The sequence below is a fragment of the Microbacterium sp. PA5 genome, from assembly GCF_049860775.1.
In the GTDB taxonomy this organism is placed as follows: Bacteria; Actinomycetota; Actinomycetes; order Actinomycetales; family Microbacteriaceae; genus Microbacterium.
On sequence record NZ_CP187567.1, the window covers coordinates 240,851 to 258,152 of the forward strand.

Sequence of the window (17,302 nt, forward strand, 5' to 3'; positions counted from 1 at the left end):
GTGCCGAAGCGGCGGCGCGCGGTACCCCCCAGTAACCACGTCGAATAGATCTGCACGGAGTGTAGTACCTGACGGTCCCGGAGGGAAGGATCCATGTGGACGAATTCGATCGGCGCCCGTCCGCACCCATAGGGAACTGTCAGCCTGCGCGCTTCGCGTCCGGTCCGGCGGAGGCTAAAGTTGCAGCCACTGCACTAAATCGAGCAGAGACTGCAAGCAGAGAGGTCGCCATGTCCACCGCATCGTCCGCCGAGCCCGCGCGCGCCGCCGCGCCGCCCGTCCCGCCGCCTCCGGTGCTGAGGGCGCACGCGCTCACCCGCACCTACGGAAAGGGCGACACCGCCTTCCGCGCTCTCCGCGGCGTCGATCTCACGGTCGCCCGTGGCGAGTCCCTCGCGATCGTCGGCCGATCCGGCTCCGGGAAGTCGACCCTCATGCATCTGCTGGCGCTGCTCGACCGGCCCACCACGGGCCGGGTCGAGGTGCACGGCACCGACGCGTCGACGCTGTCGGCCAGGGAGCTGAACCGCGTGCGCAACAGCGAGTTCGGCTTCGTCTTCCAGCAGTTCTTCCTCACCGCCGGACAGACCGTGTTCGAGAACGTGAGCCTGCCGCTGGTCATCGCCGGCGTGGCCCCGAAGGAGCGACGACGGCGCACGCTGGAGGCCCTGGACTCCCTCGGCCTCGCCGACAAGGCGGGCAATCGCGCCACCGACCTCTCGGGCGGGCAGAAGCAGCGCGTCGTCGTCGCCCGCGCCCTCGTGGGAGAGCCGTCGGTGATCTTCGCCGACGAGCCCACCGGCAACCTCGACACCGCGACCGGCGGGCAGGTGGAGGACATCCTCTTCGGCCTGCGCCGCGACCGCGGCATCACCCTCGTCGTCGTCACCCACGATCACGAGCTCGCCGCGCGCTGCGACCGGTCCGTCACGATCGCCGACGGCCTCGTGGTCGCCGACCGCCCCGCGGAGGTGGCGGCATGAGGGCCGTCGACGTCGCCCGGTCGGCGACGCGCAACGCGTTCCGGAGCAAGCTGCGGACCACCCTGACCGTCCTGAGCCTCTTCGTCGGCGCGTTCACCCTGACCCTCACCACGGCGCTCGGCGCCGGGGTCAACGACTACGTGGAGCGGCAGGTCGCGACCGTCAGCACCGGCGACATCCTCCTCGTGAGCCCCGCCGCGTCCGTCGACACCGGCGACGGCCCCGCCGAGTACGACCCCGACGGCCGCCAGCAGGGCGGATCGGCGGGCCCGCTCGGCGCCGGGAGGCTCCTCAACCAGGACGACATCGACGCCGTGGCCGCGATCGACGGGGTCTCGCGGGTCGAAGCGGTCAGCCAGCTCACCGTCGACTGGATCGCCGCCTCCGGCGACGCCGGCGACACCCGGTTCGAGCTCACGGTCAACCCGACCTCGTCGATCGGGCGCAGCGACCTCGTCGCCGGGGCGCAGCTCGACCAGGACACTGCGCGGTTCGAGGTCGTCCTGCCCGAGGACTACGTCGCGGCCCTCGGCTTCGACGGGGCCGACGAGGCGATCGGCCGCATCGTCACCCTCGGCTACGCCGACGCCGAGCGCGTCGACCAGCAGGTCGAGGCGACGATCGTGGGGATCGCGCGGGCGAGCCTGCTCGCCTCCGGCGCGGGCGCCAACGCCGCTCTCGTCGACGAGGTGTCGGCGGCGCAGGCCGTGCCGGGCCAGCCCCGCGCCTGGCCGCTCGCGGTCGCCACGCTCGAGGGCTCGGGCACCGGCGGCGCCGTGACCGCCGACGACATCGCCACGGTCAAGGACGCGCTCGCCGGCGCCGACCTGGCAGGTCAGACCGTCGAGGACCAGCTCGGCGTCGTCCAGACCGTCATCAACGGCATCATCGGGGTGCTGAGCGCCTTCGCCGCCATCGCGCTGCTCGCGGCATCCTTCGGCATCGTCAACACCCTGCTGATGAGCGTGCAGGAGCGCACCCGTGAGATCGGGCTCATGAAGGCGATGGGGATGTCGAACGGGCGCGTCTTCGGACTCTTCAGCCTCGAGGCGGTCGTCATCGGACTCCTCGGCGCGGCGCTCGGCGCGCTCGCCGCCATCGGCGCGGGCACGGCCATCGCCGCCGGGGCCAGCCAGACGCTCCTGGCCGACCTGCCGGGGCTGCAGATCCTTCTGTTCGAGCCGGTCACGGTGGTGACCGTGATCCTCGTCATCATGGGCATCGCGTTCCTCTCCGGCGTGCTCCCGGCGCGCCGGGCGGCACGTCAGGACCCGATCGAGTCGCTACGGTACGAATGACGGCAAGGAGTCCGCAGATCATGTCCACCCCGCCCCCCGCACGCCGCCGAGACGCGGTCCAGAAGCGCCGCGCCATCGAGCGCGCCGCCACCGACCTCGTGCTGGAGCACGGCTACGACACGGTGACGGTGGACATGATCTGCGAACTCGCCGGCGTCAGCCCCCGCACCTTCTTCAACCACTTCAAGACGAAGGACGCCGCCCTCCTCGGCCCCGAGCCGCCCGTCGTCGACGAGCAGGCCGCGCGGGAGTTCATCGTGTCGACCGGGCCGCTGCTGGCCGGCCTCGCCCGCGTCATCCGCATCGACCCCGGCGCGATGGCCGCCGACCCCGCGCTGCTCGCCCGCCGCATCCACGCGGTCGGGACGACGCCCGTGCTGATGTCGCGACAGATGGAGCGCCTCTCGGCGATCGAGGCGGAGCTGCGCGAGATCGTGCTGCTGCGGCTGCGCACGCAGTGGCCGGGCGACGATCCGGCGGAGCGCGCGGAGCAGGCGGAGCTCATCACCCACCTGCTGGCGGGACTCATGCGCCACATCGGGCTCACGTGGGCGCGGCAGGTCGAGGCGGGGGAGACGCCGACGATCGACCCCGGCGCGATCGAGGACAAGCTCCAGCGCGTGCTCGGAAAGCTCGGCTGACCGGCGCGGGCCGTCGCGCGCCCGGGCGTCAGGCGATCCAGAACGGGACGGTGGCCACGGCCGCTCCGGAGACCATCAGCGCGATGGCGATCGGCACCGACCTCGGCACGGTCCCGGTGCCGAATCTCCGCACCAGCGACTCCAGACGCTCCCGCACTCGTCGACGTGCGATCAGGCCCACCGTCAGCAGGACGAGGCAGGGCAGGCAGTAGACCACCGTGTATCCGGCGATCACCGCGAGTCCCGCCGCCGCATCGACCTGATTCGCGACGAGGCGCTCGATCGCGATGAAGTACGGGAAGGCATTGGGCAGGTCGGCGGCGGTCACCATAACGCCGAAGGGGAGCGCCGTCCACGGGCCGAACCACGGCGGCAGGGCGATGGGACGGCGCGCCCGTTCGCGCAGGCGCCGGACGCCCGCGAGCACGAGGGCCGCGCCGGCGGCCCCGAAGGCCACGAAGCGCAGCGCGATCACGATCCCCTCCACGGCGCCGGCGGCGGCTCCGGCGGTGAGGAACAGGGCCGCGCCCACGACGAACACCGTGAGCGCGGCGCCCAGCACCGCCGCGCACGCGACGAGGGCGGGCCTGCGCGGCGCCGCGATGAGGATCAGCATGACCGAGATGATCGTCGCGGGATTCAGCGAGTCCAGCAGGGCGAGACCCACGATCCCCAGCAGGAGCGCGACGCTCACGCGGGCAGGTCCGGCTCCGGCCGGCCGACGAGGAGGAAGGCGGCCAGCTCGTCGACGAGGTCGGGCGCCGACTCCACGCCGGCGACGGCGTTGGCGACCAGCGCGTCACCGACCAGCCGGATGACCCGGGCGCGCACGGGATCGCCGACCTCGGCCTCGATCAGCGCCTCCCACCGCTGGATCGCGACGCGCGCCTCGTCGAGCATGCCCTGCATGGCGGGGTCCGCGGGGCGGAAGGCGGCCGCGAGGGCTCGCAGCAGCTCGCGCTCCTCGACCCCGGGGAGCGACAGTCGCAGCCAGGTCTCCGCCGCGGAGTTCGTCCGGGCGGCGGCGTCCATCGCCGCGTCGACGTCGCCGATCACCTCGTGCGCCAGTGCCGCGAGCAGCGCCGCGCGCGAGGGGAAGTGATGGATCAGCCCGCCCTTGGACACCCCGGCGGCCTCGGCCACGGCGTTCAGCGACGGCACGACACCGCGCGACAGCACGAGGCGTCGCGCGGCGCTCAGGATGACTTCTCGCATGCATCGATGATAACCGACCAACCGGTCGGTCGGTCGATCCCCAAGACATTTAGTGTCCTGCGCGACAGTAATTGTGATACTGTCCGTGAGGACGGTATCTACCGCAGACAAGGAGACATCATGAGCAAGGACCTGAGCAATGCAGACCTGCCGGCAGCGGCGCGCGGCTTCGTCGACGGATGGCAGGGAGGTGACGCCGAGAAGGTCGCGAGCCTGTTCGCTGAGGACGCGGTGGCTCACGACCAGGGGGAGACCCACCGGGGCCTCGCGGAGATCCGCAGCTGGATCGACCGGGACATCAACCTCTTCTCGACCACGCTGACATTCCTTCGGGCGCGCGAGGTCGACGGGATGGTGGGGGCCTCCTACCGCCTCGAGGGCGACTTCCCGGGCGGCGTGGTGGATCTCGAGTACCGGTTCCGGCTCGACGACGAGGGGCGGATCGTCGAGCTCGACTTCGCTCCGGCCCCGGCGTAGCCCTCCCGGACGACAGCGAAGAGGCCGCCTCCCCGCGATGGGGAAGGCGGCCTCTTCAACGCTCCGCAACCCCCGGAGTCAGGTGGTGCGGACCGTTCCGCCGTCGATGACGACCTCGGTGCTGACGATGGCCGAGGCCCGGTCGGAGACCAGGAACCCGACGAGATCCGCGACCTCCTCGGTCTCGGCGAACCGTCCCAGTGGAACGCCCCCGAGCGAGTCCATGACACGCTGTGCGGCGGCTTCGCGGCTGATCCCGTTGGCCTCGGCCAGCCGGTCGTAGAAGACCGCGGTCGCCTCGGTGCTGATGCCGCCGGGGCTGATCGCGTTCACGCGCACGCCCTTGGGCGCAAGTTCGGTCGCGAGGCCCTTGCTGTACGTGCGCAGCGCTGCCTTCGCGGCCGCGTAGGGAAGCGTCGACTCCCACTGCGGCTGCACCCGCTGGATCGAGGTGAAGTGGAGGACCACACCGGATCCCTTCGCGATCATGCCGGGGATGAGGGCGCGATCGAGGCGCACGGCGCCGAGGAAGTTGAGCTGGAGCTCGGTGATCCACTGCTCCTCGGGGACGGCCTCGAAGCCGCCCGCCGGCGTGGAGCTTCCCCCCACGACGTGCACGATGATGTCGACGCCGCCCGCCTTCTGCAGCTCCGCGGCGACGAGGTCCGTGCCCTCTTTCGTGGAGGTGTCGGCCGCGATGAAGCGATCGGGTCGCTCGTACCCGGGCGGCATGGACCGGGCGCTCACGTAGACGTCGGCGCCGAGCTCACGGAGCCTGGCGACCACCGCGGCGCCCGCGCCCTTCGTCCCTCCGGTGACCAGCGTCCTGCGACCGTCCAGGCGATCGCGATCGGGGTGTGCCATGTGTGCTCTCCGTCGCTCGATGGATCTCGGGACGGTCGCCTTCGTGGCGGCGCCCAAGATTATGTCTCACAGGACAGTAACATATTGCCGTCCCACAGGACATAAATATGCGAGCAGCGGGGCGCGTCAGGACTCGGCGGGGAGGAGGCCTCGCTCCAGCATCCGATCCGCCGAGGCGATCGCGTCCTTCACGAATCTCTGGGTCAGCTCGGTGTAGCGGCGGACGTCGGCCGGGGACCACCCCGCGAGCACCTCGGCGATCATCCGATCGCCGAGCGCGTAGACGCCGCGTGCGGCCTCTTCGCCGGCGGGGGTGAGGCTGATCAGGGTCGCGCGGCGGTCGGTCGGATCCTTCTTGCGCTCCACGAGCCCGTCGCTCTCGAGCCGCCGCACGATCTTGCTGACGTACGAGGCGCCGGTCGCCAGCACTTCGGAGAGCGCGGTGGGACGCATCGGTCCCCACGCGAGAAGGTGCCTGAGCGTCTGATGGGACGGCTGGTCGATCGTCTCGCCGCTCTTGGCGAGGATGTCGCCCTGGAGGGCGGGAGAGTCCCACAGGAGGATCAAGGCACTGAGGTTGGCAAGCAGTTCCGATCGGTAGGGGAAATCGCTCGCGCTCAGTGATCGCGAGCCGTCGCCTGTTCTGCTGTTCTCCACATCGCGACTCTATCGACAATGCTCCCCGCGACAGTTTCTCCCGGTCCGGCCAGCCGATGACGGGGAATATTGATGTCCGCTAGGACATTAATACAGCAGGGGCGATGAGGCCTCACGAGAAGAGAGGGAGGCTCATGGGCACGATGGACGAACTCATCGACCCCCGCGCCGTCCGGGGCCTGCGGGAGTCGCTGCGGGCTGTGGCGCCCGGGTTGCCGCTGCGGGCGCTCGCCGACGCCGAGCACGCTGTGCCGGGGAGGCGGCTGCGGGAACGCGTCGACATCGTGCGCGATGCGCTGAGGGAGGACGTGCCCGCCGGATTCGCCGCCGCTCGCCGCGTGGCCGTCGATGTCCAGACCGTCCCGCGATTCGGCGGGTGGGTGATCTGGCCCCTGAGCGAGTTCGTCGCGGCCCGTGCCCTCGAGAGCGGATCGGCGCTCGATTTCGATGCGGCGATGGACGCGCTTGCTCAGCTCACGATCGGACTCAGCAGCGAGTTCGCGGTGCGCGACCTCCTGATCGCTCGGCCGGAGCGTGCTCTGGCCACGATGCGTGGCTGGACCGGCCACGAGAACGAACACGTGCGCCGGCTGGCCACCGAAGGGTCGCGTGCGTATCTCCCGTGGGCCCGGCGCGTGCCCTGGCTCATCGCGCACCCCGGCGCGACACGCGAGATCATCGACGCCACCTATCGCGACGCGGCGGAGTACGTGCGCCGCTCCGCCGCCAACCACCTGAACGACCTCAGCCGCGTCGACCCGGCGTTCGTGGTGTCCGTCGGTCGAGGCTGGCACGCGGCCCCCGATGCGAACACGCCGCGAGTGCTGCGACACGGCTTGCGCACCCTCGTGAAGAAGGGCGATCCCGGAGCGCTGTCCCTCCTGGGGTACACGGGCGACGGGCTTCGAGTGAGCCGCCCCCGGCTCTCCCGTTCCCCGGTGTCCGCGGGCGGCGCGGTCGAGTTCTCCGCGACGGTGACCAACGGCGGCGGCGTCGCGGCCACGGTGGCGATCGACTACTCCATCGGGTTCGTGCGTGCCAACGGCACTCTGAGTCCGAAGACCTTCAAGCTCGCCTCGCGCACGCTCGCCCCGGGGGAGAGCGTCGCGGTGGCGAAGACGCACTCCTTCCGTCCGATCACGACCCGCACCTACTATCCCGGGCGGCATCACGTGACCGTCCAGGCGAACGGCATCGCATCGCCGCCGGCGGAGTTCACTCTGCTGGGCGACGACGCCGCGACGCCGGCCGAGGGTCGGCGAGGAGTGGACGGATGACCGAGCTGACCGACCGGATCGTCCGAATCGTGGCATCCATCCCCGCAGGGCGGGTGATGACCTATGGGGCGATCGCAGGTGAGGCGGGCACGAGCGCCCGGGTCGTCGCGCGGGCGCTGCACGGTGCGGGGCACGAGATCCCCTGGTGGCGCGTCGTCAACGCCGAGGGGCGACCCTATCCGGGTGCCGCACGTGCCGCACACGATCGGTTGATCGAGGAGGCGACGCCGCTCAGCGACGACAGTGAAGACCTGCGGGTGGATCTCACGCGCGCGTCGTGGGTTCCGGACTGACCCTTGGCATTCGACCTTTGATGGGTAATACTGTCCGACAGGACACTAAATAGTGTCCGACAGGAAACTATCGAAGGGTGAGAACAATGGCTGAGATCAATAATGTCGTGCTCGTGCACGGCGCGTTCGCAGACGGCTCGGGGTGGCGGCGCGTCTACGAGATCCTCGTCGCGCGGGGCTATCGGGTCTCGATCGTGCAGAACCCGCTGACCTCGTTCGCGGACGACGTCGCAGCGACGGTGCGTGTGCTGGACCTGCAGGACGGACCGGCGATCCTCGTCGGCCACTCCTGGGGTGGCACCGTCATCACCGAGGCGGGGGCGCACCCGAACGTCGCGGGACTCGTCTACGTGTCCGCGCTCATTCCGGACGCGGGCGAGACGAGCGGTCAGCAGTACGAGGGATTCGCGCCCACGCCCGACTTCGTGATCGACGTGACCGAGGACGGCTTCGGCTACCTCCGGCGCGACGCCTTCCGGGCCGGGTTCGCCGCCGATGTCGACGAAGCCGCTGCGGCCTTCCTGGCCGACAGCCAGGTGCCCGTCAACATGTCCGTCTTCAGCGAGCCGGTCACGGTGGCCGCGTGGCGCGACAAGCCGAGCTGGGCGGTCATCGCGACGGAGGACAAGGCGTTCGATCAGGCGATGCTGGAGCACATGGCCACCCGCATCGGCGCCGACATCACGCGCGTCCCGGGCAGCCACGCGCTGTTCATCACCCAGGCCGAGACCGTCGCCGACGTCATCGACGCGGCTGCGACCGAAGCGGTGGAGACACCGGCGAGCGCCGTTGCCGGGTGAGGTCCGGCCGCCGGCACCGGGGTGGGATGCCGGCGCCTGTCCTCCGGGCGCCGGCGATTTCCCGTACCGGTCGAAGCTGCTCTCCAGCCTCAGCGCCCTCATCCTGCTGTGGAACTCGCCCGTGCTGCAGGGCGAGATCCTCGCGAAGTCGGGAGAGGCGCTCGATCAGCCCGCTCATCAAGCCCTGCGTCACCTGCTCGCGTGGGGAGCGACGCGGCCGAGCGTCCTCGCCGAGGTCATCGGGACGAGCGCGTCGAACGTCAGCAAGATCATCGGACGACTCGATCGCGATGGCCTGATCGAGCGTGACACGGACGGGCAGGACCGGCGCGCCGCAGTCATCAGACTGACCGTGCGCGGCGAGGCTGCAGCGCGCGGTGTCTACGTGCTCGGCGATCGGATGATCGCGGAGGTGCTCGAAGGGTGGTCCCCCGGCGACGTGCGGCGGTACACCGTCCTCACCGACCGGTTCGTGACCGACGCGATCACCTCGGCTGCGCGCATGCGCGAACGCGGACTTCGACCGTAGCGCGAAGCCGCGCGACACGGGGAGGGCCGGCCGTCGCCGCCCCTCCCCGGGTCGCGTCAGGTCAGGAGGTGCAGACCCGACCGTTCAGCCGGAACTGCCACGGCACCTCGGCCGAGCCGATGCCGGTCACGACCAGCGCCGTCTTCTTGCCGGGCGCGAGGCTCTGCCGCACCTTCGGGGCGGTGATCGTGACAGCCGGGCCCGACTGCGTGAACGAGCCCCCGACGACCTTCTTCACGCGCTGGTCGCCGCTGAACTCCCACGACAGCTTCCACGGCTTGAGCGTCGTCGTTCCGCGGTTCTCGACGCTCACCGCGGCGACGAACCCGCGTCCGACCTTCGTGCCCACGACCTTCACGTGGCAGGTCAGCGCCGGCAGCGCCGGCGAGGCCAGCGCGATGAGCTCTCGCGCCTGCGCCGGGAACCACTGTCCGGCGGGCGGATCCACCACGCCGCGCGCGGGGTCGAGCGGTCCGGCCGTGCCGCGCAGGCACGTGCCGTCGGACTCGCCGGGGCGCTTGATCCACAGGTAGGCGTCGACGAGCGCGACGCCGGTCGACGTGGTCGGCACCACGCCGGCGCCGCGGTCGGGCGGGTTGCACCAGTCCTCGTGCGCGGGGTACACCCCGGCCGGGTACTGCCACGGGCCCAGGGCGTTGCGGCTCGTGTCGATGACGAAGCGCGTGGTGGGCTCGACGCCGCCGAGGATCGCCTCGTACCGCGAGTCGAGGCCCGCCGTGTTGGCGGTCGGGTCGGTCGCCTCCGCAGACCAGCGTCCGTACTGCGACATCGCCACGCCCTGCCAGTCGGTGGCCGGACCGCCGTTCCAGTACTGGTTGCCGCAGTTGGCGAGGTCGCCCGGGGCGACGTCGGTCACGTAGGCGATGCACGACGAGACCCACGTGCCGTAGGCGATGTTGTTCTCCGTGAACTGGTAGTTCGAGGCGTTGAGGAAGAATCCGGTCGCCCTTTCGACACCCGCCTTGATGAGGCGGTCGGAAATCTCGTCGACCGTCAGCCACGCCGACGACGTGCCGTCGAGGTACACCGACGTCCGCTCCAGGGCGGAGAACGCGTCGACCGCGTGGTTGAGCTGCGCGAAGCGCTCGGAGGTCGCGATCGAGGCGTCGATCTCGGCGGGCTGACACCACTCCACCGAACCCTCGAGGTTCGTGTAGTGCGGGATGATCCCGAGTCCGTCGGGCTCCACGAGCACCGTGGCCGCCCGATCGCCGATGCCCTCGGCGAACGCGTCGATCCACGCGGCGTACTCGGCCGTGTCGGCCGCGCCGCCGGACGAGTACTGCGCGCAGTCGCGGAACGGCAGGTTGTACGCGACGAGGACGGGCATCTGGCCGGCCGCGTCCGCGGCGGTCACGACCTTGTCGACGGCGGCGCGGATCTCGTCGGGCGTGCCCTTGGTGAACCAGTCCGCGGCGGGGATGCTGCCCAGCAGCTGCGCGTCGGCGCGGGCCTGGCCCGTGAGGGACTGCGCGGCCTCCAGCGTCGTGCTGTGCGGGTTGAGGTAGAGCGTCGAGCCGACGAGGTCGTCGGGCTCGGCGGCGTGCGCGGGGATCGCGGCGACGAGCGATGCCGCGAGAGCGCCGACAGCGGCCAGAGCACCCCAGCGTGTTGGGCGGTGCGTGGAATTCATGCTTCTCCCGGGTGGTGACGAAACCCCGCGCGCGGCGTTGCGGGCGAGGGCGTCCGCGGCGCTTGCGCTCCGCGCGACCTCCTCAGCCTGTCGTGAGAGCGCTTTCACGTCAAGGGGTTCGGTACTCCTGCAGCGGCGGAACATCGGCGGATTCTTTGCCGCGCCCGACCTGAGAGCGCTTTCGCATCCGGGTGAGGGCGCGGCGCTGTTACGCTGAGGGCCCGTGCCAGCACAGACCCGAGTGGAGCGCGCCGCGCCCAGACATCAGCCCACTCTCGACGAGGTCGCCCGCCTCGCCGGGGTATCGCGCGCGACCGTGTCGCGCGTGGTCAACAACTCCCCGCGGGTGACCGCCGCCAACCGCGAGGCGACGGAGCGGGCGATCCGCGAACTGGGCTACGTGCCGAACCAGAGCGCCCGGGCCCTCGCCAGCAGCAGCACGGGCGCGGTCATCCTCGCCGCCGCCGACCCGAGCCTCGACCTGTTCGCCGACCCGTTCTTCAGCGAGGTGATCCTCGGCGTCAGCTCGGTGCTGGAGAAGACGGAGCTCGAGCTCTCCCTGGTGCTGGCGTCCTCTCCCGAGGGTCGCGCCCGGCTCCAGCGCACCCTGACCTCGCCCCGCGCCGACGGCATCATGCTGGTGGCCCTCCGGACCGGGGATCCCCTCTACGGCCTCGCGCAAGCCACGCACCTTCCCCTCGTGCTGCTGGGCAGTCCGCCGGGAGGTGACGACGGATGGTACGTCGACGCCGACAACTACACGGGTGCGCGCCTGGCCGCCGAGCATCTCATCGGCTCCGGCCGCCGGCGCATCGCGCTCATCGCGGGGCCCGCCGACGTCCCGGCGTCGGCCGTCCGCCAGAAGGGGTTCTCCGACGCCCTGACGCTGGCCGGGCTCACGCCCGACCTCGTCGCCCACGCGGACTTCTCGGTCTCGGGCGGGAGCGATGCGATGCGCGAGCTGCTCGCGCGGGATGCCGCCATCGACGGCGTCTTCGCGGCATCCGACAACATGGCCGCCGGTGCGCTCGCCGCCCTGAAAGCCGCCGGTCGGTCCGTGCCGGCCGACGTCGCCGTCGTCGGGTTCGACGACATGCCGATCGCGACCTACACGCACCCCGCCCTCACGACCGTCAGCCAGCCGGTGCGTGCGATGGGCCGCGAGCTCGCCCGCATGCTGCTGAGCGCGATGGGCAAGGGCGAGCCGCATCCGGTCATCCTCCCGACGCGACTCGTCGTGCGGGAGTCCGCTCCCTGAGAGTCCGCGCCCTGAGAGTCCGCTCCCTGAGCGGTGCGGCGGTGTGAGATCGTTGCGGGGTGCCGTCGCGCTCCATCCCGCTCCTCACGCCCGGCCGGGCCATCACGGCGGGGTTCGCTCTCGTGCTCGCGGTCGGGACCGCCCTGCTGAGTCTCCCCATCGCTGTGCAGGGGCGCTCGGCGACGTTCATGGAGGCGCTGTTCACAGCGACGAGCGCACTGTGCGTGACGGGGCACATCGTCGTCGACACACCCGTCTTCTGGTCTCCGTTCGGACACGGGGTGATCCTCGTACTGATCCAGATCGGCGGATTCGGTGTGATGTCGCTCGCGACCCTCCTCGGGTTGCTCGTCGCCCGAAGGTTGGGGCTGCGCACGCGCCTGACGGCGGTGAGCGAGACCCACACGGTGGCGGTGGGCGACGTCCGCCGGGTCCTCCTCGGGGTCGCGGTGATCACGATCACGACCGAGGCCGTCGTGGCCTTCGTCCTCTTCCTGAGGTTCTGGCTCGGGTATGCCGAGGAGCCGGGTCGTGCCGTGTGGCTCGGCGTCTTCCACGCCGTCTCCTCCTTCAACAACGCCGGTTTCGCGCTCTTCAGCGACAACCTCATGTCCTTCGTCGCCGACGCGTGGATCTGCCTGCCGATCTGCGCGGCGATCATCCTCGGCGGACTGGGGTTCCCCGTGATCATGGAGCTCCGCCGGCGGATCCTCTTCCCGCGGCGATGGACGCTCAACACGCGGACCGTCGTGGTCGGCTCCGTCGTCCTGCTGGTGGGTGGCGCGATCGCCCTCACGGCGTTGGAGTGGTCGAACCCGGGCACGCTGGGTCCACTCGATCCGGCCGGCCGGCTCCTCGCAGGATTCACGATGTCGGTGATGCCGCGGACGGCCGGGTTCAACTCGATCGACGTGTCGCAGATGCACAGCGAGAGCTGGTTCGTCACCGACATCCTGATGTTCATCGGCGGCGGGCCCGCGGGCACGGCCGGCGGGCTGAAGATCACGACTTTCGCCGTCCTGTTCTTCATCATCGTGGCCGAGCTGCGCGGCGACACCGCGGTCAACATGTTCGGCAAGCGCCTGCCCCGATCCACCCATCGGGAGGCCCTGACGGTGGCGCTGCTCGCGGTCGCGCTCGTGGTCGGATCGACCCTCGCGATCATGCTGATGAGCCCCTTCGACTTCGATCGCGTCCTGTTCGAGGTGATCTCGGCCTTCGCTACCGTGGGCCTGTCGACGGGGATCACCGCCGACCTGCCCGAGCTGGCGCAGCTCGTGCTCATCGCCCTGATGTTCATCGGACGACTCGGGCCGGTTCTGCTTGGATCCGCCCTCGCACTGACCACCCAGAAGCGCATGTACGAACTCCCGAAGGAGCGTCCGATCATTGGATAACAGCACCCCCTTCTTCAGCCGTCGCCGCGCGAAGGACTCGTCCGCCACGAGCGTCGCCGTCATCGGACTCGGGCGATTCGGCCGAGCGCTGGCCACCGAGCTGGCGCGCTCGGGCACCGAGGTTCTCGGCATCGACACCGATGAGGACATCGTCCAGTCGCTCAACGGCGTCCTGACGCATGTCGTCCGCGCCGATTCCACGAAACAGGTCGCGCTCGAGCAGCTCGGCGTCGCACAGTTCGACCGCGTCGTCGTGGGGATCGGCACGGACATCCAGGCGAGCATCCTCACGACGTCGCTGCTGAAGCGGATGGGGGCGCGGTCCATCTGGGCGAAAGCCATCAGCGAGCAGCACGGCCTGATCCTCGAGCAGCTCGGCATCGAGCACGTCATCTTCCCCGAGGCGGACATGGGCCGCCGAGTGGCGCACCTCGTGCGGGGAGCGATGCTCGACTACGTCGAGTTCGATCGCGACCTCGTGGTGGCCAAGACCGTCGCGCCGTCCGAGATCGTCGGGAAGACGCTCGAGGAGGCCGCGGTCCGTCGCAAGCACGGGGTCACCATCGTCAAGGTGAGGGGCGCGGACGGCGAGTGGCACGCGGCCGGCGCGTCGTCCGTCATCTCGGCCGGCGATCTCCTGATCGTCATCGGCCCCGTCGATCGCACCGAGAGGTTCGCGGCTCTGCAGTAACTGCGGCGGTCGGCGGTCGGACGCGTGATGAGGACGTCCGCGCTCAGCCGCCGCGCCCGAGCCGCTCGGCCTGACGCAACAGGTGCTGCTGCTCGAGGATGCTCGTCGCCCGGCGCGCCGCCTCCGCATACTCGGATGCCGCGGCATCCGTCTCTCCCGACCGCTCGTGCAGGTAGGCGAGGGCCGCGTGATACCTCGGCACATCCGCATCCACGGCGGCGAGCGCCGCAAGGCCGGCGCGCGGACCGTCCGCCTCGCCGACGGCGACCGCGCGACCGAGGCGGACGACCGGCGAGTCGGCGAGGCGGACGAGCTCGTCGTACCACTCGACGATCTGCACCCAGTCGGTCTCCTCAGCGCTCGTGGCGTCCGCGTGCAGCGCGGCGATCGCGGCCTGCGCCTGGTACTGGCCCAGGGCGTCGCGGGCCAGCGCAGCCTGCAGGATGTCGACGCCCTCGGCGATCGCCTCGGTGTCCCAGAGCCCGCGGTCCTGCTCGGCGAGCGGAACGAGACGGCCGTCGATCACTCGGGCCGGTCGCCGCGCGTGGTGGAGGAGCATCAGAGCGAGCAGGCCGCGCACCTCGGGCTCGTCGGTGAGTGCGGCGAGCAGCCGCGTCAGGCGGATCGCCTCGGCGGCGAGGTCGATCTCGCCCGAATACCCCTCGTTGAACAGCAGGTAGAGCACGCGCAGCACCCGCGACAGGTCGCCGTGCTGGTCCAGCGGGATGCCGGCGAGTCGCTGCTTGGCGCGACTGATCCGCTGCGCCATCGTGGCCTCCGGCACCAGGAAGGCGTCGGCGATCTGGCGGGTCGTCAGCCCGCCGACCGCACGCAGGGTCAGGGCGACGGAGGACGTCGCCGTCAGCACCGGGTTCGTGCACAGGAAGTACAGCGCGAGCGTGTCGTCACGCTGTGGCACGGGGCCGGGCTCCGGCTCGGTCGCGAGGCGCTCCTCTCGCGCGGCGCGGGCCGTGTCGCTGCGCACCTGGTCGAGGAACGCCCGCCACGCGACGGCGACCAGCCACGCTCGGAGGTCTCGAACGTCGTCGAAGCCGCCTCGCTCCAGGGCTCGGGTCAGAGCGGTCTGGACGGCATCCTCGGCCGACGCGAAATCAGCGCCGCGCCGGACGAGGATGCCGGTGACCTCCGGGATCGCCCGGCGCAGCGCCGTGGCATCCGGGATCGTCATCCCGCGTCGGCCGGGGGCGCGCTCATCACCTCGCGCAGCTCGAGCCACTCACCGAGCGGCGTGCCGCCGGCCCACGGCGCCGCGGACAGCTCCGAGGCGAGCTCGAGCGCCCGATCGTACGAGTCGACCTCGATCAGCATCCACCCCGCGATGAGGTCCTTGGTCTCGGCGAAGGGACCGTCGACGACCGGCGGGCGTCCCTCGCCGTCGAAGCGCACCCATGCGCCGCCCATCGCGAGTCCCTCCGAAGAGACGAGTTCGCCGGACGCGAGCAGGCGCCGCTCCATGTCCGCCATGTACTGGATGTGCGCGCCCCACTCCTCCGGCGTGAGCTGGTCCATCGGGACCGAGTTCACCGACGGCCGGCCGCCTCGGTAGTGCTTGAGCATCAGGTACTTCGGCATGTCAGCCTCCCATTCGTGCGGCCCATTCTGGCCGCTTCACAAGGGAGACGGAACCGAACGCGCGTTCTCTACATCCGTCGGCGAAGTTGTTCGCGGCGAGTGACGCACGAGCACCGCCCGCGCACTGTCCGGGAAAGGCAAAACCCCCGCCATGTAGAAGCTAGGCGAGGGTTTCTGGGCTGATTGTAACGATCAGCCGTGTGGCTCCGACGGGCGTCGATCCCGTGACCTCACGATTTTCAGGCGAACTGCCGGTGTGGGCCCGCTATGGCGGAACACACTCCAGAGGACAAAGCGGCTCGCGCCGCGATCCTCGAACGCGGGTGCTCGACGCCGATCAAGACGGCGACGGGCGTGTGGGTGCGGTGCGGGTCGCGGATCAAGTCGCGCTGCGAGTCGTGCGCGGAGCTCTACCGGGGCGATTGGGCGGCGATTGCCCGCTCGGGTGTGTTCGATGGGCCGGTTGATCAGTACCGCTTCTACCTGCTGACGCTCACCGCGCCGTCTTTCGGTCGGGTGCATCGGGTGCCGCGTGAGGGAGGGCAGCAAGGGCGCTGCGGATGCGGCGTGACGCATACGACGAAAGACGCTGCGCTGCGGGGCATGCCGCTCAACCGTGCCACGTATGACTACGCGGGCCAGGTGGCGTGGAACCGGGATGCCGGGGTGCTGTGGGACCGGACGCGGCGACGGTTGCGTGACAGGTGGGAGTCGGTGGAGTACTTCATCGTCCGGGAGTGGCAGGACCGGGGCGTGCTGCATGTGCACGCGATCGTTCGCATTGCCCGGGGCGAGGCCCCGGCGGCGATCGAGTTGCGCGACGCGGCACGCACAGCGGTGGCGGTGTCGAAGGTCGACGGTTCGGTGGTCGAGTGGGGCGCGCAGGCGCAGTGTGACGCGTTTCGTGCGAACGGCGACGGCGCGAAGACGATCTGGTACATCTCCAAGGCTCTGAACTACGTCCTCAAGGACGTGGCCACGGACGCGGACGATGTGCCGGTGGCGGTCTGGCGGCATCAGGTCGCGCTCGGGGACGCGGCCAGGCGGATGCGCTGCGGCGTGGACTGTGTGCCGCAGGACTGTTCGAGCCTGGTGCATCAGCGGTACGGCTCGCGTTCGCAGGTGGTGTCCGCGTCGCGGCGCACGAAGTACCGGTCGGGCTGGTCGTTCACGGGGCTGACGCGGACGGTGCAGCGGCGGTTGCGGCGGGAGTGGTGGGAGTCGCAGCAGGCGGAGGCCGGCGCGGACACGTCGGCTGTGTCGCCGGCTCCGTTGGAAGACCTTGCGGCGCGGTCGCGTCGTGAGTTGGTCGCGCGCGGGTGGGCCGCGCCGTGAGAGAGGCGAAGCAATGGTGAAGTTCTTTATCCGGTATGGCGAGGACGTAGAGCCGATGCCCGATTGGGATATCTACGCGTGTGATGCGTTCGGGCGTCCGACGCACCTGATCGGGGGCGTGATGGGCGCGGCGAAGACGGATGAAGATGCGCTGGCGATCTTCATGTCGATGAACCCGGACTGGCCAGGCGGGTTCGTGCACGTGCGTCCGTCGACGATCGTGCCGCCGTGGCCGACAGTCCGGGACGCGTGAGCGGAGCCGGGGCGGGGCGCAGCGGAGTCCCGCATGCGGGACGCGCGCGCCCGCCCCGGCCCGCCACGCAACCCGATTGACGGGACG

General features: G+C 70.7%; 20 protein-coding genes. 13 read left to right on the plus strand and 7 right to left on the minus strand.

Annotated elements, in window-relative coordinates:
• Positions 1-230 precede the first annotated feature (230 nt).
• The 3 genes from ACPWUT_RS01065 to ACPWUT_RS01075 are packed head-to-tail and all read left to right on the plus strand — an operon-like array spanning position 231 to position 2,922.
• Entirely contained in the window at positions 231-983 is a 753-nt protein-coding gene (locus ACPWUT_RS01065) for an ABC transporter ATP-binding protein (protein WP_284528637.1), read from the plus strand.
• Positions 980-2,281 (plus strand): ABC transporter permease, encoded by a 1,302-nt coding sequence (locus ACPWUT_RS01070; RefSeq protein WP_284528638.1) that lies wholly within the window; start codon positions 980-982, stop codon positions 2,279-2,281. The genes ACPWUT_RS01065 and ACPWUT_RS01070 overlap by 4 nt, the downstream gene beginning before the upstream one ends.
• 20 nt (positions 2,282-2,301) lie before the next feature.
• Positions 2,302-2,922, plus strand: a complete 621-nt coding sequence (locus ACPWUT_RS01075; protein WP_425839716.1) for a TetR/AcrR family transcriptional regulator — start codon at positions 2,302-2,304, stop codon at positions 2,920-2,922.
• 28 nt (positions 2,923-2,950) lie between these two features.
• On the opposite strand, the gene ACPWUT_RS01080 is transcribed toward ACPWUT_RS01075, so the two are convergent.
• On the minus strand, positions 2,951-3,616 hold the full coding sequence (locus ACPWUT_RS01080) for a GAP family protein (RefSeq protein ID WP_425839719.1): 666 nt from the start codon (positions 3,614-3,616) through the stop codon (positions 2,951-2,953).
• Entirely contained in the window at positions 3,613-4,137 is a 525-nt protein-coding gene (locus tag ACPWUT_RS01085) for a TetR/AcrR family transcriptional regulator (RefSeq protein ID WP_425839722.1), read from the minus strand. Before ACPWUT_RS01085 ends, ACPWUT_RS01080 begins: the two co-directional genes overlap by 4 nt.
• A 120-nt stretch (positions 4,138-4,257) precedes the next feature.
• Between ACPWUT_RS01085 and ACPWUT_RS01090 the strand changes: the two genes are divergently transcribed.
• On the plus strand, positions 4,258-4,614 hold the full coding sequence (locus tag ACPWUT_RS01090) for a nuclear transport factor 2 family protein (RefSeq protein WP_425839725.1): 357 nt from the start codon (positions 4,258-4,260) through the stop codon (positions 4,612-4,614).
• 78 nt (positions 4,615-4,692) lie between these two features.
• Here the strand turns inward: ACPWUT_RS01090 and ACPWUT_RS01095 are convergent, their stop codons facing one another.
• Both ACPWUT_RS01095 and ACPWUT_RS01100 read right to left on the minus strand, forming a co-directional pair.
• Positions 4,693-5,478: an SDR family oxidoreductase gene (locus ACPWUT_RS01095; protein WP_284528643.1), complete on the minus strand. Its 786-nt coding sequence runs from the start codon at positions 5,476-5,478 to the stop codon at positions 4,693-4,695.
• Between the two features lie 126 nt (positions 5,479-5,604).
• The gene (locus ACPWUT_RS01100) at positions 5,605-6,045 is read right to left on the minus strand and encodes a MarR family winged helix-turn-helix transcriptional regulator (protein ID WP_284528644.1); all 441 of its coding nucleotides are present in this window, start codon (positions 6,043-6,045) and stop codon (positions 5,605-5,607) included.
• Positions 6,046-6,278: 233 nt separating this feature from the next.
• Here ACPWUT_RS01100 and ACPWUT_RS01105 point away from each other — a divergent pair, with 233 nt between their 5' ends.
• From ACPWUT_RS01105 to ACPWUT_RS01120, 4 genes are all read left to right on the plus strand, one after another.
• On the plus strand, positions 6,279-7,412 hold the full coding sequence (locus tag ACPWUT_RS01105) for a hypothetical protein (RefSeq protein WP_425839729.1): 1,134 nt from the start codon (positions 6,279-6,281) through the stop codon (positions 7,410-7,412).
• The gene (locus tag ACPWUT_RS01110) at positions 7,409-7,705 is read left to right on the plus strand and encodes an MGMT family protein (RefSeq protein WP_425839732.1); all 297 of its coding nucleotides are present in this window, start codon (positions 7,409-7,411) and stop codon (positions 7,703-7,705) included. The genes ACPWUT_RS01105 and ACPWUT_RS01110 overlap by 4 nt, the downstream gene beginning before the upstream one ends.
• 86 nt (positions 7,706-7,791) lie before the next feature.
• On the plus strand, positions 7,792-8,505 hold the full coding sequence (locus ACPWUT_RS01115; RefSeq protein ID WP_425839735.1) for an alpha/beta fold hydrolase: 714 nt from the start codon (positions 7,792-7,794) through the stop codon (positions 8,503-8,505).
• The gene (locus ACPWUT_RS01120; protein ID WP_425839738.1) at positions 8,495-9,034 is read left to right on the plus strand and encodes a MarR family winged helix-turn-helix transcriptional regulator; all 540 of its coding nucleotides are present in this window, start codon (positions 8,495-8,497) and stop codon (positions 9,032-9,034) included. Before ACPWUT_RS01115 ends, ACPWUT_RS01120 begins: the two co-directional genes overlap by 11 nt.
• Positions 9,035-9,095: 61 nt before the next feature.
• Here ACPWUT_RS01120 and ACPWUT_RS01125 read toward each other — a convergent pair whose 3' ends face one another.
• Complete coding sequence (locus ACPWUT_RS01125) at positions 9,096-10,688, minus strand: glycoside hydrolase family 6 protein (RefSeq protein WP_284528649.1); 1,593 nt, start codon at positions 10,686-10,688, stop codon at positions 9,096-9,098.
• Positions 10,689-10,911: 223 nt separating this feature from the next.
• On the opposite strand from ACPWUT_RS01125, the gene ACPWUT_RS01130 reads away from it, so the two are divergent.
• Genes ACPWUT_RS01130 through ACPWUT_RS01140 form a run of 3 tightly spaced genes read left to right on the plus strand, consistent with a single transcriptional unit; the run spans position 10,912 to position 14,034 of the window.
• Complete coding sequence (locus ACPWUT_RS01130; RefSeq protein ID WP_284528650.1) at positions 10,912-11,946, plus strand: LacI family DNA-binding transcriptional regulator; 1,035 nt, start codon at positions 10,912-10,914, stop codon at positions 11,944-11,946.
• A 59-nt stretch (positions 11,947-12,005) separates the two neighbouring features.
• On the plus strand, positions 12,006-13,343 hold the full coding sequence (locus ACPWUT_RS01135) for a TrkH family potassium uptake protein (protein ID WP_425839742.1): 1,338 nt from the start codon (positions 12,006-12,008) through the stop codon (positions 13,341-13,343).
• Positions 13,336-14,034, plus strand: a complete 699-nt coding sequence (locus tag ACPWUT_RS01140; protein ID WP_425839745.1) for a potassium channel family protein — start codon at positions 13,336-13,338, stop codon at positions 14,032-14,034. Before ACPWUT_RS01135 ends, ACPWUT_RS01140 begins: the two co-directional genes overlap by 8 nt.
• A 43-nt stretch (positions 14,035-14,077) precedes the next feature.
• Here the strand turns inward: ACPWUT_RS01140 and ACPWUT_RS01145 are convergent, their stop codons facing one another.
• Entirely contained in the window at positions 14,078-15,223 is a 1,146-nt protein-coding gene (locus tag ACPWUT_RS01145; RefSeq protein WP_425839748.1) for an RNA polymerase sigma factor, read from the minus strand.
• A complete protein-coding gene (locus ACPWUT_RS01150; protein WP_425839751.1) occupies positions 15,220-15,627 on the minus strand; it encodes a YciI family protein in 408 nt (135 codons plus the stop codon). Before ACPWUT_RS01150 ends, ACPWUT_RS01145 begins: the two co-directional genes overlap by 4 nt.
• A 267-nt stretch (positions 15,628-15,894) precedes the next feature.
• Here ACPWUT_RS01150 and ACPWUT_RS01155 point away from each other — a divergent pair, with 267 nt between their 5' ends.
• Both ACPWUT_RS01155 and ACPWUT_RS01160 read left to right on the plus strand, forming a co-directional pair.
• Entirely contained in the window at positions 15,895-16,962 is a 1,068-nt protein-coding gene (locus tag ACPWUT_RS01155) for a replication initiator (protein WP_425839754.1), read from the plus strand.
• A gap of 13 nt (positions 16,963-16,975) precedes the next feature.
• Complete coding sequence (locus tag ACPWUT_RS01160) at positions 16,976-17,215, plus strand: hypothetical protein (RefSeq protein WP_425839757.1); 240 nt, start codon at positions 16,976-16,978, stop codon at positions 17,213-17,215.
• Positions 17,216-17,302: the final 87 nt, after the last annotated feature.